The organism is Nocardia sp. XZ_19_231, from assembly GCF_015355705.1.
GTDB lineage: Bacteria > Actinomycetota > Actinomycetes > Mycobacteriales > Mycobacteriaceae > Nocardia > Nocardia salmonicida.
This window is the reverse complement of the sequence record NZ_JACUZI010000005.1, coordinates 272,895-288,570: the sequence shown is the minus strand read 5'-3', so window position 1 is coordinate 288,570 and position 15,676 is coordinate 272,895. Positions and strand designations below refer to the sequence as shown.

General features: G+C 66.7%; 14 protein-coding genes. 6 read left to right on the top strand and 8 right to left on the bottom strand.

The features are described 5' to 3' along the window. The first annotated feature begins 1 nt into the window (after window position 1). The gene (locus IBJ82_RS23345) at window positions 2-571 is read left to right on the top strand and encodes a QsdR family transcriptional regulator (protein WP_194828101.1); all 570 of its coding nucleotides are present in this window, start codon (window positions 2-4) and stop codon (window positions 569-571) included. Window positions 572-585: 14 nt separating this feature from the next. Next, window positions 586-1,410: an enoyl-CoA hydratase-related protein gene (locus IBJ82_RS23340; protein WP_194828100.1), complete on the top strand. Its 825-nt coding sequence runs from the start codon at window positions 586-588 to the stop codon at window positions 1,408-1,410. 113 nt (window positions 1,411-1,523) lie between these two features. Here the strand turns inward: IBJ82_RS23340 and IBJ82_RS23335 are convergent, their stop codons facing one another. The 5 genes from IBJ82_RS23335 to IBJ82_RS23315 all read right to left on the bottom strand — a co-directional run bounded on the left by IBJ82_RS23335 (window position 1,524) and on the right by IBJ82_RS23315 (window position 7,713). Further along, entirely contained in the window at window positions 1,524-2,354 is an 831-nt protein-coding gene (locus IBJ82_RS23335; RefSeq protein WP_194828099.1) for an alpha/beta hydrolase, read from the bottom strand. A 24-nt stretch (window positions 2,355-2,378) separates the two neighbouring features. After that, window positions 2,379-3,191 (bottom strand): MBL fold metallo-hydrolase, encoded by an 813-nt coding sequence (locus IBJ82_RS23330; RefSeq protein WP_194828098.1) that lies wholly within the window; start codon window positions 3,189-3,191, stop codon window positions 2,379-2,381. Between the two features lie 8 nt (window positions 3,192-3,199). After that, on the bottom strand, window positions 3,200-4,039 hold the full coding sequence (locus tag IBJ82_RS23325) for an alpha/beta hydrolase (RefSeq protein ID WP_194828097.1): 840 nt from the start codon (window positions 4,037-4,039) through the stop codon (window positions 3,200-3,202). Between the two features lie 23 nt (window positions 4,040-4,062). After that, window positions 4,063-4,890, bottom strand: a complete 828-nt coding sequence (locus IBJ82_RS23320; protein WP_194828096.1) for an alpha/beta fold hydrolase — start codon at window positions 4,888-4,890, stop codon at window positions 4,063-4,065. Between the two features lie 93 nt (window positions 4,891-4,983). Next, entirely contained in the window at window positions 4,984-7,713 is a 2,730-nt protein-coding gene (locus IBJ82_RS23315) for an AAA family ATPase (RefSeq protein ID WP_194828095.1), read from the bottom strand. Window positions 7,714-7,880: 167 nt separating this feature from the next. Between IBJ82_RS23315 and IBJ82_RS23310 the strand changes: the two genes are divergently transcribed. Continuing rightward, on the top strand, window positions 7,881-8,873 hold the full coding sequence (locus IBJ82_RS23310) for a helix-turn-helix domain-containing protein (protein ID WP_194828094.1): 993 nt from the start codon (window positions 7,881-7,883) through the stop codon (window positions 8,871-8,873). A gap of 82 nt (window positions 8,874-8,955) precedes the next feature. Beyond that, complete coding sequence (locus IBJ82_RS23305) at window positions 8,956-9,288, top strand: hypothetical protein (RefSeq protein WP_194828093.1); 333 nt, start codon at window positions 8,956-8,958, stop codon at window positions 9,286-9,288. On the opposite strand, the gene IBJ82_RS23300 is transcribed toward IBJ82_RS23305, so the two are convergent. Continuing rightward, window positions 9,289-9,444 carry a hypothetical protein gene (locus IBJ82_RS23300; RefSeq protein ID WP_194828092.1) on the bottom strand — a complete coding sequence of 52 codons (156 nt, stop codon included), beginning with the start codon at window positions 9,442-9,444 and terminating at the stop codon, window positions 9,289-9,291. Between the two features lie 113 nt (window positions 9,445-9,557). Between IBJ82_RS23300 and IBJ82_RS23295 the strand changes: the two genes are divergently transcribed. Together IBJ82_RS23295 and katG are read left to right on the top strand one after the other, a co-directional pair. After that, window positions 9,558-9,950, top strand: coding sequence for a Fur family transcriptional regulator (locus IBJ82_RS23295; protein WP_194828432.1), 393 nt, complete (start codon window positions 9,558-9,560; stop codon window positions 9,948-9,950). Window positions 9,951-10,006: 56 nt separating this feature from the next. Beyond that, complete coding sequence (gene katG, locus IBJ82_RS23290) at window positions 10,007-12,238, top strand: catalase/peroxidase HPI (protein WP_194828091.1); 2,232 nt, start codon at window positions 10,007-10,009, stop codon at window positions 12,236-12,238. 86 nt (window positions 12,239-12,324) lie between these two features. Here the strand turns inward: katG and IBJ82_RS23285 are convergent, their stop codons facing one another. Next, a complete protein-coding gene (locus IBJ82_RS23285) occupies window positions 12,325-13,842 on the bottom strand; it encodes a leucyl aminopeptidase (RefSeq protein ID WP_194828090.1) in 1,518 nt (505 codons plus the stop codon). Further along, complete coding sequence (locus tag IBJ82_RS23280; protein ID WP_194828089.1) at window positions 13,839-15,545, bottom strand: MFS transporter; 1,707 nt, start codon at window positions 15,543-15,545, stop codon at window positions 13,839-13,841. Before IBJ82_RS23280 ends, IBJ82_RS23285 begins: the two co-directional genes overlap by 4 nt. Window positions 15,546-15,676: the final 131 nt, after the last annotated feature.

Genomic DNA, 15,676 nt, shown 5'->3' with positions numbered 1-15,676 from the left:
CGTGACCAGCGGCACGGTGCGCGAGGACATCATCGACCTCGCGCACCGGTGGTTTCTCGAGGGCCGCCGCATCGATATGCAACAGCTGGCCCGTGAATCGGGGATCGGCCGCGCCACGCTGTATCGCTGGTGGGGTAGTCGGGAAGTCGTGATCGGTGAAGTGGTCTGGCGGATCATCGCGGAGGCGATCAGTCGCGTCGAGGCGCGCGACGCGAGCGTGTCCGATGATCCCGCCGGACGCTTCGTGCGCAACTTCGGCACCCTCGCGGATACGGTCCGCAGCTTCGAACCGCTGACCCGATTCGTCGCCGACGACCCGGAATACGGCTTGCGCGTACTGACTTCGGGCTACACGGTCGTCCAGGGTCGCATGATCGACTGGGTCGCGTCGCGACTGACCGACCTTCCCGATCTCGATCCGCGCATCGAAGTCCACGATCTCGCCTATGCGATCGTGCGCGTCGGCGAAGCTTTCGTCTGGAGCGACATCATCACCGGTGACCCGCCACAGTCCGGCAAGGCCACCGCCATGGTCGAGTTGCTCGTTTCCGCCGCATCCGGCAGACGCTGAACCAAGGAGTCGAATTGACATACAAGGCCATCACTTACAGCGTGGATGCGGCCGTCGCCACCATCACGCTGAATCGCCCCGAGGCGCGCAACGGCTTCACCACCGAGATGGCCGACGAACTCGGCGCCGCCTTCACCGAAGCCGACCGCGACGACGACGTTCGTGCGGTGATCTTCGCCGCCGCGGGGCGAGACTTCTGCGTCGGCATGGATCTGACAGCGGGTGGATCCGATGAGGACGTCACCGACCCCGAATGGGTCGAGTGGTCGACCCGGGTCGTGCGCCCGATGACCGACCTGAACAAACCCGTCATCGTCGCCATGCAGGGCGCCGCCATCGGCGTCGGCCTGTCGATGACCCTCGCCGCCGACTTCCGCCTTGCCGCAACCGATTCCCGCTTCGGTTTCGTCTTCGCCCGCCGGGGCCTGTTCCCCGAGGGTGGTTCGCTCTGGTTCCTGCCCCGCATCGTCAGCCTGGCCAAAGCCAAGGAATGGATGATCACCGGCCGCGTTTTCGGCGCCGACGAAGCCCTCGCCGCGGGCCTGGTCACCAGCCTGCACGCCACCGAAGACCTCCTGCCCGCCGCCGAGGCCCTCGCCGCCGAACTGACCACCCAGGTGGCCCCCGTCTCCATCGCCGCCATCCGCCGCGGCCTGGTCGCCATGTCCGGCGACAAAACCCCCGACGACGTCTTCACCCTCGACGCCCGCCTAATCTCCTATGCCTTCTCCAGCGCCGACCTGCGCGAAGGCATCATGTCCTTCCTCCAGAAGCGCCCACCCCACTTCACCGGCAAGGTAGCCACCGAACTCCCCCACCTCGACGACTGGCTGTCCTGACACTCAGCCGTTAACAACACCCGAATAACAGCGTGCTCTACGTGACCGAATTGGCCCCGAGAATCACACGATCGCGGTTATCGGACACGATCGAGGCCCTCGGGACCGGTCCGCTATCGAACCGAGTTGGTGGCCTCGATGATGGTGTCGGCGACGGTGTCCGGCTGGGAGACCAGCGATGCGTGCGACGCGCCGATTTCTCTGGTTGTGGCCGGGGCGGCGCGGCCTGCCATGAATCGTTGGGCGGCAGCCGGAATGACGTTGTCCTCGCCCGAGATCAGGTACCAGCTGGGCGTGATCGCCCATGACGGCGGGCCCGAGGGCTCGAGGTTGGCATTCAATGCGGCCGACTGTTGATGGGCATACATATCCGCGGCGGTCGCCGCACTCACATCCTGGGCGAAAATCTTGTGAAAATACGACGCGTCGATGTAGCCGTCGACATTTCGACCCGCGATGCCGGTGGGGTCGTCCACTACCCGAACCTGTAGTGCGGGCGGCAGGAGTTGACTGCCGGGGAAGCGGATCGGGTCGAGCAGGCCCTGCACGAATTCGCCCTGTGCCGGCGCGAAGGCCGCGATGTAGACGTTGGCTATGACCTTGGGGTTGTGGGTGTTGGTGATGACGGCCCCACCGTAGGAGTGTCCGACGAGTACGACCGGCCCGTCGATGCTGTCGAGAACACCCTGAAGCGCCTGCGCGTCGTTGTGCGGACCGCGCAGCGGATTATTCACCGCGACGACCGGATAGCCGCGCTCGCGCAGCTCGGCAGCGACCCCGTCCCAGCTGGTCGCGTCGGCGAACGCACCGTGCACCAGCACCAGCGTGGGCTCGCCGGGATCGGCGGTCGCGAGTGTCGGGAGTACTGGACTGACGGCGACAACTGTCGCGGCCACTACGCTCAGCAGCCGACGACGGCGCGGATTCGGGACATGAGACGACATGGTCGATCACCTTTTCGGTAACGCTCAGTGTGCGAGCGGTGGAGTGGGAGAGGGGAATTCGACAGCTTGTCCCGGCGGCAGCCACTGCACCCGGTGGTGCACGCCCTCGGATTCCTCGAGCAATCGCACACGAGCACGATCGTGGCTTTCGCTGAAGTGGGACCAACCTTCGTAGTGCACCGGAAGTGCGATGCGTGGTTCGAGCAGCCGGATGAACCGGGCGGCATCGCGGGCGTCCATCGTGTATTTCACCGGCCCGGTGAGTCCGAATCGGACGGCGCCGATGTGCAGCAACGCGATATCGACGTCGAGACGGCGAGCGACCTGCTCGAGTCCCCGGAAATAGACCGAGTCCCCCGACATCCACACCGCCACCTGCGCTTGCGACGGCCGCTGGATCGCGAAGCCGAGGTTCTCGCCTACCAGAAGGCGGCTCAGCGGTGGCCCATGTCGGCTCGGCGTCGCTGTCACCCGCAGCGATGCTCGGCCGGGAGCGCTCAGGACGGTTTCCTGCCAGGGCACCATCGCCTCGGCGTGCGCGAGTCCGAGACGGCGACTGCCGCTCGACGTGGTGATGACCCGCGGCACGGTGTGCAGCAGTGCGCGGCCGCCGTGGTCGAGGTTGTCGGCGTGGTGGTCGTGGGAGAGCAACACGACGTCGATCGCGGGCAGGTCGGTCACCCGGATCGCCGGACCGATGGTCTTCACCGACGAGGTTCCGAGGGCGAAGTCGTAGCGCTGTCCCGGCTCGTCGAAGGTCGGATCGGTGAGGATGTTCCACCCGTCGATCTCGATGAGCACGGTCGGCCCGCCGATGTGGGTGATTCTGACGCCCACGGTGGCCGCTAGGTCGCCTGCGGGAATCGGGTCGCGGCGTGCCGCAGCGACCAGTCAAGGGCGTAGTCGGCGATCTCTTCCCACCCGTCCTGGCTCACGAGCCGGTGGGTGCGATCGGGGAATTCCACCCGCTCGACCAGCGCGGTGCCCTTGGCGTATTTGCGCAGGGCGGCTTTCTGGATGGCGGGTGGGGCGACGTGGTCGATTCCACCGGAGACGAGCAGCAGCGGTGCGCGGTCGGGCTTGTGGAAGTCGACAGCGGTGATGCCCGACTTCTTCTTCGGCAGTGACAGCACGCCCTCGAAGAACACCCGGTTGGAGGAATTCACCGCGCTCGCTTCCCATTCCAGGTCGGAATCGGCGCGGCTGAGGTCATTGCCGAACGTGTAGTGGAAATGGCGCTTGGAGATCGGGCTGGCTTTGCCTTTACGGAACGGGTTCGACAGCACCGGCAGTCCCGTGCGCAAGGTCGAGAAGGGCAGTGTCAGAACACCGGCCGGTTGTCCTGGCGCCACCCCGACGCCGGCGATGCCGAGGCCTCGATCGAGCAGCATCTGGGTGAAGATGCCGCCGAACGAATGGCCCATGATCACGGGCTGTTCCGGTAGCGACGCGATGAGATCGGCGTAGAAGTCGACGATCTCCACGATGCCGACGCCTTCGAGCGCGCTCGGATCCGCCCTGACATCGGCCGGGGCGCGGTCGCCGATGCCGGGCCAACCCGCGGCGACGACCTGGTGTCCGAGGTCGCGGTAGCGCTGGGCCCAGGTGTCCCAGCTCCGGGGTGTCATCCAGAGTCCGTGGATGAGGACGATGGGCGGCTTGGCGGTGTGTTTCGGCTGGTTCATTTCGATGTGCTCCGTTTCGGCGATCAGGACTCGATGAAGTCGAGCAAGTCCTGGGACAGTCGGTGTCTTTCGGTGTCGGGAAGCGCATGACCCGCGCCTTCGTAGATCTTCAGTTCGGCGCCGGCGATGAGCTCCGCCGAGCGCAGGCCACCGACTTCGATGGGGACGATCTGGTCGTCGTCGCCGTGGATCACCAGCGTCGGCACGGTGATCTCGGCGAGATCGCCACGGAAGTCGGTGGCCGAGAACGCGGCGATGCACTCGTAGGCGCCGCGATGGCCCGATGCGAGCCCTTGCAACCAGAACGCGTCGCGCATGCCCTGGGGTACGTCGCCGCGGCGGTTGTGTCCGAAGAACGGGCCGTCGGCGAGGTCGCGGTACAGCTGCGAACGCGAGGCACGTTCGCCGGCGCGAATGCCATCGAATACCTCGACCGGCAGGCCTCCGGGGTTGTCGTCGGTGCGCAACATGAATGGCGGCACGGCTGAGACGAGGACCAGTTTCGCCACGCGCGTGGAGCCGTGACGGGCGGTGTAGCGCACCACTTCACCACCGCCGGTCGAGTGGCCGACCAAGGTGACCTCGGTCAGGTCGAGTGTGTCGAGCAGCGTCGCGAGATCGTCGGCGTAGGTGTCCATGTCGTTGCCGTTCCAGGACTGCGTGGAACGGCCGTGTCCGCGGCGATCGTGGGCGATGACGTGGCATCCGTGCTCGGCCAGGAAGAGCGCCTGGCTCTCCCACGCGTCAGAGTTCAGCGGCCAGCCGTGACTCAGCAGTACCGCGTGCCCGTCGACCGGCCCCCAGTCCTTGTAGAAGATCTGTATGCCGTCATCGGCGGTGATCGTGGACATTGCGGCCTCCTCGCGGACGGGTGCGGAGCACTGTGTTCACGATGGGTCATGGCGGCCTACGGGCGAACCACGTATCGCACGTAGTTCTTCACGTCAGCGGGTAGTCGGCGGCAGGTGCTCGCGGAGCTGACGGCGCGACGAAATACCCAGCTTGCGAAAGACTTTGCGCAGGTGATAGTCGACGGTATTGGCGCTGAGGAACATGGTGGCCGCGATTTCGGCGTTGGTGTGCCCCGCCGCCGCCAGTGTCGCGACCTCCGACTCCTGGGCGGTCAATCCGATCGTTGCGGCCGCGCCGCCGACCTGTGCCCGCTCGCCGAACGCGTCGAGTTCGCGTGCCGCGCGCTCGGCGAAGGCCGTCCCACCGAAACGAGTGAATCCGTCAGCGGCAGTACGCAATTGAACCTTGGCATCGGTACGGCGACGTTGTCTGCGCAGCCACTCGCCGTACAGCAGGTGGGCGCGAAACAGGTCGATCGGGGTGTCGGTCTCGGTCAGCGCGGCGATGGCGGCCTGGTAGAGCGGCTCAGCGTCCGCTGCCGGTGCGATCAACGCGCGGCACCGCATCGCGACGCCACGTGCCCATGGCGATTCGATGTCCTCGGCGAACGCGACGAATTCGATGGTGACCCGCTCGGCGTCGGCGGTGTGACCCGCGCGCACTGCCGCTTCGATGTATTCGGGGAGCTGGTGCGGTGTGACTTGCATGAATCGGTCTGCTTCATACGGCGCCAGCAGAGCGTACGCATCCTGATAGTGCCCCTGGGCGAGGTTGCGGATGGCGAGCGCGTTCATCGTGGCGGTGTGCGCGCCACCGAACCCGGCGGCCAGGTTGAGCTCGGCGACCTGGAGGACCACCGAAGTCGGCTCCCCCATCCAGGCGAGATAGGCGCCGTTGACGACATGTTCGGCCGGGTATCCCATCGCTTGCCGCAGTTCCCGGACGCGCGCAATCGCCCGGCCTGCGGCGGTGACATCACCGCGATCGAGATCGGTCAGCGACCGCATCCACAGCAACGTGTCCAACTCTCGGAGTGCGCCCGCGTGGGCGGCGATGCGCTCGCTGCGGTCGAGCCAGTCGTTGCGGGCCCGTTCGTCCCAGAGGGCGCTGGTGAGCACCACCCCGGCCATGCTGAAATCCAGCACTTGCCGATCGTCGAGTTCGGCCAACATTCGCAGTGCCGCCCGATTCGCGGCCGCCGTTTCGCCACATGGTCGCAGGATCAAGCCGCACAGACCTGTCAGCACCGCGCGCACGCCCGGTTCAGCGTCGGCCACCGCGAGACGCATCCGTAACCCGAGCTCAGCGAAGGTGCCCGGGGCGACCGATCGTTCGGCGCTGAGCGCCGCGTCGAAGGCGCGAAGCAGTGCGAGGTGCTCGCGGTGCGAGTCGTGGCCGTGGAACAGCTCCGCCGCCGCGCTCAGCTGATTCGATGCGAGCGGAATCGCCGCCGGGTCGCCGAGAAACAGGGCGAGCGAGGCACGCACGAACAGGCGCCGCCCTGCGGCGACCGGTGCGAGCACGGCGGGGTCAGGGATGCGATCGGTCAGGTCGAGGGCGAATCGCGCGGCACCTGCCGCGGCGGCCGATTCGGCACCGGCGAGCAATCGCTCGTCACGCAATCCGGGGTCCTCGCTCAGCTCCGCGGCACGTGCCAACAGGCTCGCACCCGCGATGAGACCACCGCGGCGCGTTGCCCGCTCTGCGGCGTCTGCCAACCGCTGCGCGACCGACGCGTTCGGTCGCACGGTCGCCGCGGCGGCGTGCCACGCCTCGATATCGATCAATCCCGAAGCCTGCGCCGCTCGCGCGAGCGCACCGTGCACGCGCCGACGCGCGGCGGCTGTCGCGCCGCCGTAGACGGCCGCGCGAACCAGCGGGTGCCGAAATCGCACGGCTCCGTCGATGACAACCAGTCCGGCGACGTCTGCGGCCTCACCGGCACTCTCGTCGATATCGAGAAGAGCGGTCGCCCGATCCACCAACTTCAGATCTCCGGTGGATTCCGCCGCCGCCACCAGAATCCATTCTCGGCAGGCATCGGGCAGCGCCTCCAGTGCGCGTCGATAGAACCGTTCCAGCCGGGAACCCGCGCCGAGCGGTGTGGGTGCGAAACTCGAATCCGTGAGCTGGCGGGCGGTGAGTTCACGGGCCAGGTCGGTCAGGACGAGCGGGTTTCCCCCGACCTCGTCGACGATGTCGGCCGCTACCCGCGGATCGAGCTCTCCGTCGAACCAATACGTCAGCAACTCGATGGCCGCGGGGCGCGCCAATTCCTCGACCGGCAGCACCGGCACGCCGCCGAGGCGGACATCGACGTCATCGTCGGCCCGTGACGCGAACACCACCACCGCCGCTTCGGCGTGCAGTCGGCGCGCGACGAAACCCAACACGTCCAAAGACTCACGGTCCAGCCAGTGCGCGTCATCGACCGCGCACAGCACCGGCCCATGGCGACCGGCTATCGCCAGCAGGCCGAGTACCGCCCGACCGACCAGGAACCGGTCCGGCACCGCCCCCGCCGAGATGCCGAACGCGACCCGTAATGCCTCCCGCTCGGGATCGGGCAACTGCGTGCCGTCGACGTCGAGCGAACCGACCAGGCGTTGCACCCCTGAATACGGCAGATTGGCCTCGGCCTCGTAGCCATCCGAACGCAGGATTCGAAACCCGTGAGCCGACTCGATCAAGGACTCGATCAGCACCGATTTGCCGATTCCGGGCTCGCCCCGCAGGATCACCGCGTGCCCTAGACCGTTGCGCGCGGCGGCGACGAACTCGTCGAGGTGGTCGAGCACATCGGCTCGACCAAGGGGCCCCATCACGCAAACCTCCCACCTCGGTGCCGACGCACAGGCACATTGGGCGAGCGTAAAGCGCTCCGACCAGGCAAACTGGACTCGGCGTGCACGATTTCCAGGCTGATTGTGCAGCGCGGATCGTGCCACGATCAGGCGGAGCGTTTCCGGTCCACCAGGAGGGCGGGATCATGGCCGTTGTTTTCGATACCGGCTTCGTCGCGCCCGCGGAACGCGCCCACGCGATCACCACCGCCATGCAGGAGGCGTCCGCACCGTGCAACGTGGTGCACGAGAACCCCGATGGTCGCACGCACGCCCAGTTCGATGTGTGGGAATTCGGTGATGCCAGCATTTTTCGTGCGGATATGTCCGGCATCCAGCTGATCCGTACGCCGAAGCAGATCCGCACGACTCCATCGCCGATGTTGGCCATCGCGGTGCACGGGAAAGGCGCGGCCCGGTACGAGCAGGACGGTCTACAACGCGAACTCGCCGTCGGCGACCTACACCTGATGGACCTCAACGCACCGTACAACTTCCGATGGGTGGGCGACGGCGGGTCGACCTGCCTCCACGTTCCCCTCGATCAACTCGACCTCCCGGTCGAACGCATCCGCCGGGCAGCACCGCACCTGCATCGCAGCCCCTTCTATCGACTCGTGTCCGGTCACATCAGCGAAATGACACGGCAGGCAGATGCTCTCAGTACCCATCCGACCGCGCGCCTGACCGGCTCCGCCAGCATCGACCTGATCCGCGGACTGCTGCTGTCGGCCACCGCGCCCGACCGCCACGACGGCGCGGTCCTGCCCTCGGAGATCGCGCTCGCCGAGATCCGCAACTACGTGCGCCGCAACCTCGCCGACCCCGAACTCGACGCCGCCCGCATCGCCGCCGCTCTCAATATCTCACTGCGGCACCTGTACAAGATCTGCGCCGCCGCCGACTACAGCCTCGCCCAGTGGATCATCGGTCAACGGCTCGACCGCATTCGCGATGATCTCGCCGACCCCCGGCTCCGTCACTGCTCCATCGCGACGATCGCCCTTCGCTGGGGCTTCCGCGACGCTTCGCACTTCACCCGGCGATTCCGCGTGACCTACGGCGTCACGCCCCGCGAATGGCGTCGCAGCACCGCCGAGGACAGCAGAAACGGCGTCTTCGGCGATCCGCGGGTCTGACCGGCACCGAGGTCCGATGCGGATTGAGCCTCGACGCAGCGGGTATTGCCAGCCCAAAGCCGACTAGCCGGAGGGAACAGTGATGACGTCTTCGAATCAGCACCATGGCCCCGTAGAAAAGCGCTCCGAAGAATCCGGTGGGGAGTTTCCCGACCACGCCCGCACCACCCGCAGTCACGCAGGCGAGAGCCTCGAAGACGGCTACAACTTCCCCGGCATCATCCTGTGCGCGATGGGAATCATCGCGCTGGGACTGTGTCTGACCGCGACCGGATACGGCTTCGCCGGCTGGGCCACCATCGCCGGCATCGCCGCGGTGACGCTGGCCGGAGCCGGGGTCGCGTGGCTGCTGCTCGAGCATCGGCGGATCAAGGCCAAGGAAGGACTGGCGCTGACAGATCCCCGCGGACATTGATCAGTCGGGTGGTTCCTGCGCACCCTCGGCTTCGGCGATTTCTGGGGCGAGCTCCCGGGTCGCCATCCCGCCGTTCTTGCCCTGATCGGTAGGACCCGGTCTGCCGCCCTTCGGTTCGGTGTGTTCTTCGTCGTCGTGATCCTTCGTTCCCGACATGGGAATCCTCCTTCGTTCTCGCAGCGAATTCAACGCGGCCCGGTCGGATAGTTGTCTGAACTCAGAAAACGAGGAAAACTGCGAGCGTGCCCACGGACGTGGAGTTCCAGAATATGCTGCGGGGAGTTTCGGTGCGCGTGACGGCACCGAGGGTCGCCGTGCTGAGCGTGGTTCATGAACACCCGCATGCCGACACCGATTCGATCATCCGTGCCGTGCGGTCCCGCCTGTCGGCGGTGTCGCACCAAGCCGTCTACGATTCCCTGCGCACTCTCACTGCCGCAGGCCTGCTCCGCTGCATCCAGCCTCGCGGTCTGCTGGCCCGTTACGAGACCAGGGTCGGCGACAACCACCATCACCTCATCTGCCGGGCGTGCGGGTCGATCGGCGACGTCGACTGCCAAGTCGGCGAAGCGCCCTGCCTGACCGCTTCCGACGACCTAGGCTTCGCGATCGACGAAGCCGAAGTCATCTACTGGGGCCTGTGCCCTGACTGTGCGAACTGAACGCCCATCGAACACGATGCACTCGCAGCCCGTTAGCCCGTCCAGGAAGGAATATCGTGACCTCCGATAGCCGCCCGCCTGCTCCTGACACCGATACGCACAGCGCCAGTGAGAGCGAGAACCCGGCGATCCCCTCGCCCACTCCGAAGACCGACCAGCGCCCTCGGACCAACAAGGACTGGTGGCCGGAACAGATCGACCTCTCGGTCCTGCACGCGCACTCGTCCAAGTCCAACCCGCTGGGCGAAAACTTCGACTACACATCAGAATTCGCCGGGCTCGACGTCGAAGCCCTCAAAGCCGATATCGCCGCGGTGTTGACCGATTCGCAGGACTGGTGGCCCGCCGATTACGGCAACTACGGTGGCCTGTTCATCCGGATGAGCTGGCACGCGGCGGGCACCTATCGGATCGCCGACGGTCGTGGCGGCGGCGGTCAGGGCGCGCAACGTTTCGCCCCGCTCAACAGCTGGCCCGACAACGCCAATCTCGACAAGGCTCGTCGGCTCCTGTGGCCGGTCAAACAGAAGTACGGTAACAAGATCTCCTGGGCCGACCTGCTCGTGTTCACCGGCAACGTCGCCCTCGAGTCGATGGGGTTCCAGACCTTCGGTTTCGGCTTCGGCCGACCCGATATCTGGGAGCCGGAGGAAATGTTCTGGGGGCCGGAGGACACCTGGCTCGGCGACGAACGCTACAGCGGCGAGCGGGAGCTGTCGGGGCCGCTGGGCGCGGTCCAGATGGGTCTGATCTACGTGAACCCGGAGGGCCCGAACGGCAGGCCTGATCCGGTGGCCGCGGCGCACGACATCCGCGAAACCTTCGCGCGCATGGCGATGAACGACGAGGAGACCGCCGCCCTGATCGTCGGCGGTCACAGCTTCGGCAAGACCCACGGCGCGGGCGACGCCAGCCTGGTCGGCCCCGAGCCCGAAGCCGCCCCGCTGCAGCAGCAGGGCCTGGGCTGGAAGAGCGGCTACGGCACAGGCAAGGGCAAGGATGCGATCACCAGCGGCTTGGAAGTCGTATGGACCGCCACCCCGACCACCTGGAGCAACGGCTTCCTGCAAAACCTCTACGGTTTCGACTGGGAGCTCACCAAAAGCCCCGCCGATGCCTGGCAGTGGAAGCCGAAAGACGGTGCGGGCGAAGGCCTCATCCCTGATCCTTTCGGTGGTCCCGCCCGAACCCCGACGATGCTGACCACCGACCTGGCCCTGCGCGAAGACCCGATCTACGCCGAGATCACCCGCCGCTGGCTCGAGCACCCGGAAGAGCTGTCCGAGGCATTCGCGAAGGCCTGGTACAAACTGCTGCACCGCGATATGGGCCCACTCAGTCGCTATCTCGGCCCCTGGGTGCCCGAGGCGCAGCTGTGGCAGGACCCGGTTCCCGCCGTCGACCACGCACTGATCGACGACCAGGACATCGCCGCGCTGAAGAACACTGTCCTCGAGTCCGGTCTGTCGATCGCACAACTGGTCAAGACGGCGTGGGCGTCGGCGGCAAGCTTCCGCAGCACCGATAAGCGCGGCGGTGCGAACGGCGCCCGGATCCGGCTCGAGCCCCAGCGCAACTGGGACGTCAACGAACCCGCCGAGCTGGCGAAAGTGCTGCCGGTCCTCGAGCAGATCCAACAGAATTTCAACGCCTCGGCCACCGGTGGCAAGAAGGTGTCGCTGGCCGACCTGATCATCCTGGCCGGCTCGGCGGCGATCGAGAAGGCAGCAGGCGACGCCGGTCATCAGGTCACCGTGCCGTTCTCCCCGGGGCGCACCGACGCCACCCAGGAGGACACCGATGTCGACACCTTCGATGTACTCGAACCTCGGGCCGACGGGTTCCGCAACTACGTGCGCCCCGGCGAGAAGGCTCCGCTCGAGCGGCTGCTGCTCGACCGCGCATACATGCTGGACGTGACCGCACCGCAGCTGACGGTGCTGATCGGCGGCCTGCGCGCGCTCGGCGCCAACTACGGTGGCAGCGCACACGGCGTTTTCACCGACCGGACGGGTGTGCTCTCGAACGACTTCTTCGTGAATCTGCTCGATCAGAACACGGAGTGGCAGGTGTCGGAGTCGGCGGAGAACGTCTACGACGGTGTCGACCGGCGTTCGGGCGAGAAGCGGTGGACGGCCACGGCCAACGATCTCGTCTTCGGCTCGCACTCGGTGCTGCGCGCGGTTGCCGAGGTGTATGCGCAGAAGGACGCAGGCGCGAAGTTCGTGAACGATTTCATCGAGGCCTGGGTCAAGGTGGCCGACAACGACCGGTTCGACCTGCACTGACCTGTCTCGAGCCCCGGTCGACCGTTGGGTCTACCGGGGCTCGAGCCGTTCCTTCAGCAGTGCATGCAGCTCCGCGGTTCTGTGGCTCAGCTTTCGGCCCGGTACTTCCGTGCCACGTCGATGAGAAGGCGTGTGCCGTAGCCCGTTGCCCCCTTCGATCGCCACGAATCGTCCGAGTCCGACTGCATCGTTCCGGCGATGTCCAGGTGCGCCCATGGCGTGTCCCCGACGAAGTCGGCAAGGAAGAGCGCCGCGGTGATCGCCCCGGCGTAGGGGCCTCCGAGGTTGGCGATGTCGGCGACATCGGAATCGAGTTGCTTGCGATATTTGTGCTCGAGCGGCAATCGCCAGACCTGCTCGGCGGTGGTAGCGGCCGCGCGTTCGACGGCACCGACCACCGCGTCGTCGTTACCGAACAGCGCGGCGGTCAGCTGGCCGAGGGCCATCAGCGCGGCACCGGTGAGCGTCGCGATGTCGATGATCGCGTCGACGCCGTCCTCGTTCGCGAGCACGATGCCATCCATCATCGCCAGGCGTCCCTCGGCATCGGTGTTCTTCACCTCCACGGTCGTGCCGCCGCGCGCGGTGAGCACATCGCCGAGCTTGTAGGCCGAGCCCGACGGCATATTGTCGGTGCACATCAACCATCCGGTCACCGTCGCGGTCGCGGCGAGTTCGCGCAGTGCGGTGAAACTCGCGAGCACCGAAGCCGCGCCACCCATGTCCATCTTCATGAGCAGATGCATCGGGTCGGACGGCTTCAAACTGATCCCGCCCGAGTCGTACATGATCCCCTTGCCGACCAGTCCGAGGTGACCGGTCGACGTCTCTTCGGGCATATAGCGCAGCTTGATCATCCGCGGCTCCTCGGTGGAGCCCTGGTTGACACCGAGCAGCCCGCCGCAGCCGAGTTCGATGAGCTGCTGCTTGTCGAACACTTCGACCTCGAATCCGAACCGGGCGCCCAAGGCGACGGCGGCGGCGGCGATGTCGGTCGCGGTGAGGTGTCCGGGCGGGCAGTTCGCGAGGTCACGCGCGATGTTCGCGGCACGGGCGGTGACCGTTCCGATCTCGACGCCCTCCGACGCCGCGTCCAGGTCGGCGCCGTCGAGGCGCATCTCGACGTGGTCGAGCGGCACATCCTTCGCCTTGTCCTTCAGAATGTCGAAGCGATAGCGGGCGAGGAGTGCACCCTCGGTCAGCGCCTGCGCCACGTCGGCCGCCGCGATGTCGGCGATCGCGGGTACACGGAGGCCGATACGGGCAGATTTCGCGGTGGCTCGGGCCACCGCGGCGGCCGCATCGCGCAGCCCCGATACGCCGAGCTCTGCCGACGGTCCCACCCCCACGAGCACGAGCAGCGGTCCCGTTTCTTGCGGCAACACCAGCGAGGTACCGGGTTCGGCTTCGAATCCCGCACGGGCGAGCGCCGCACGATCGAGAGCGATGTCGGCGGGAAGCTCGCCCTCGCTCGCGACGAGGACGCCGATCGCGTCGAGGCCGGAATCGTCGAGTTCGGCGACCGCCGCCACCTGCGGTTCGCGCTCCAGCGACGGAGTGGGCGTGAAGTCCTCAGGGATCAGCTTGTTCGGGCTGCGGCTCATGCGGACTTCTCCTGGTTCTCGTCGCGAGCGGCGCGCGTCCGCTCTGGATCTTCGACCGGGTCGATGACGTCGCCGTCGTCGGGTTCGAGTTTCTCGGGGAGATCGCCGTCGCGTCGGCCGGGCATTCTCGTCGCAGGCACGATCGCGAGCAGCGAGAACGCGGCGAGTCCGAGCAGCGAGATCTGCAGCGCCCGTAGCCGAGCGTCGGCGTTCACCGCGACGGCGGCATCCAATTCGGGTCCGGTGGCACGGTCGGCGAGCACCTCGGTGAGTTGGTCGTTGGTGAGGAAGTTGGCCTCGTCGAAGTTCACCTGCGCGATGAGTTCATCGGACACCTCGGGGTGCTCGCGCGCGCCGGCGAGCAGCATGGAGGACAGCATGCTCACGGCGAAGGCGCTGGCGACAGCGATACCGACCGAGCCAGACAGGTTGTGCACGAGACCCCGCCACGCACCGACATCACCGGCGAGCTGCTTGGGCGCGGTCGACAGCAGCGTATTGAACACGAGCGCGACGATCGCGCCCTGGCCGAGGCCGAGCAGGATGAGGCCGGTCACGACGAAACCCTGACTCCATTCACCACGCACAGTGAATGCGAGCAGGACGAGCGCTGATGCCACGACGATGAATCCCGCGGTCGCGAGTACGCGCGGTGTGAACCGGCCGTAAAGATAGGCGACAAATGTCGAGGCGAGAAAGATCGACAATGTGTAGGGAATGATCGCGAACGACGTCTCGATGCTCGAACGGCCCTGCACCACTTGGATATACAGCGGGATAAGGAAATTCGCTGCCGTACCGACGAAGAGCATCGTCGCCATGCAGGCGGTCACCGCGCGCTCCGACCCGGTCGCGAGCACCCGCAGGTCGAAAATGCGGGGCTTGTCCTCGCGTGCCCGGCGGCGCAGCCAGGAGAAGAACACCTGGCCGACGATCAGACCCGCGAGCACGAGCAGCGGCGCCGGCGAGACGTCGAGCACGTCGAACGGCGCCTCCGGGGTGGCGAGCCACACGCCCCACGTCGCGAGGCCACTGAAGCCGAAGCTCAGCAGGATTACGGCGACCGCGGCGAGGAGTGCGCCCGTCCAGTCGATGCTGAGGCCGGGCTGGGCGGGCACCTTTTTGACGAGGAAGCTCAGCAGCAGATTGACGACGGCGAGGGCAACCACCAGGATGAACGACCAGCGCCAGCCGATCGTCGTCGCGAAGGTTCCAGCGATGAGCAGCGCGAGCACGCCGGCCGCGGGAATGGCTGCCGCCAACAGTCCGATTGCTTTGGCCTGCTGCTCGCCGCGGTAGTTCGCCGCGATGAAGACCGTAAGTGCCGGGGCGATGAGCGCGATCACCGCTCCCGAGGTGGCCTGGGCGATGAACAACATCGCCGGGCTCACACTCAACGCCACCCCGAGCATGGCGAGGCCGTGGATCGCGACAGCGACCTGGAATACCTCTCGGGAGCCGAAGCGCGAGCCGATTTTCGCGCCGAGCAGGATGAACGCCGCCATCGCGAAGGTTCCCGCGGTGATGGCGGTGCCGACCGAGGTGGCCGGGGTATCGAGGTCGCCCGTGATACCCGCCATCGACACGGTGAGCGCGTTCACCGCGAACGAGGCCTGGATCTGTGTCGTGACCACGACGATGAGCGGGAGCCAGGAGACTTCGGCGCTGGCGGATGTAATGGGAGTCCCAGTCGACCTACTCATGAACGATCCCCTCGAATCGACAATGGTCCGATGCCGGACTTTACTGCGCTACCGTCGACTCTTCGTTGAATACGTGCATGACGGCGCGTCGAGTGAGGTCATCACTGGCAGAGTCACATTTCCCAGCGACC

What these genes read in the sequence shown, in the direction of transcription:
- IBJ82_RS23315 (WP_194828095.1), bottom strand. Translation starts at nt 7,713, where the DNA reads ATGGGGCCCCTTGGTCGAGCCGATGTGCTCGACCACCTCGACGAGTTC.
- IBJ82_RS23285 (WP_194828090.1), bottom strand. Translation starts at nt 13,842, where the DNA reads ATGAGCCGCAGCCCGAACAAGCTGATCCCTGAGGACTTCACGCCCACT.
- IBJ82_RS23300 (WP_194828092.1), bottom strand. Translation starts at nt 9,444, where the DNA reads ATGTCGGGAACGAAGGATCACGACGACGAAGAACACACCGAACCGAAG.
- IBJ82_RS23305 (WP_194828093.1), top strand. Translation starts at nt 8,956, where the DNA reads ATGACGTCTTCGAATCAGCACCATGGCCCCGTAGAAAAGCGCTCCGAA.
- IBJ82_RS23295 (WP_194828432.1), top strand. Translation starts at nt 9,558, where the DNA reads ATGCTGCGGGGAGTTTCGGTGCGCGTGACGGCACCGAGGGTCGCCGTG.
- IBJ82_RS23320 (WP_194828096.1), bottom strand. Translation starts at nt 4,890, where the DNA reads ATGTCCACGATCACCGCCGATGACGGCATACAGATCTTCTACAAGGAC.
- IBJ82_RS23310 (WP_194828094.1), top strand. Translation starts at nt 7,881, where the DNA reads ATGGCCGTTGTTTTCGATACCGGCTTCGTCGCGCCCGCGGAACGCGCC.
- IBJ82_RS23335 (WP_194828099.1), bottom strand. Translation starts at nt 2,354, where the DNA reads ATGTCGTCTCATGTCCCGAATCCGCGCCGTCGTCGGCTGCTGAGCGTA.
- IBJ82_RS23325 (WP_194828097.1), bottom strand. Translation starts at nt 4,039, where the DNA reads ATGAACCAGCCGAAACACACCGCCAAGCCGCCCATCGTCCTCATCCAC.
- IBJ82_RS23280 (WP_194828089.1), bottom strand. Translation starts at nt 15,545, where the DNA reads ATGAGTAGGTCGACTGGGACTCCCATTACATCCGCCAGCGCCGAAGTC.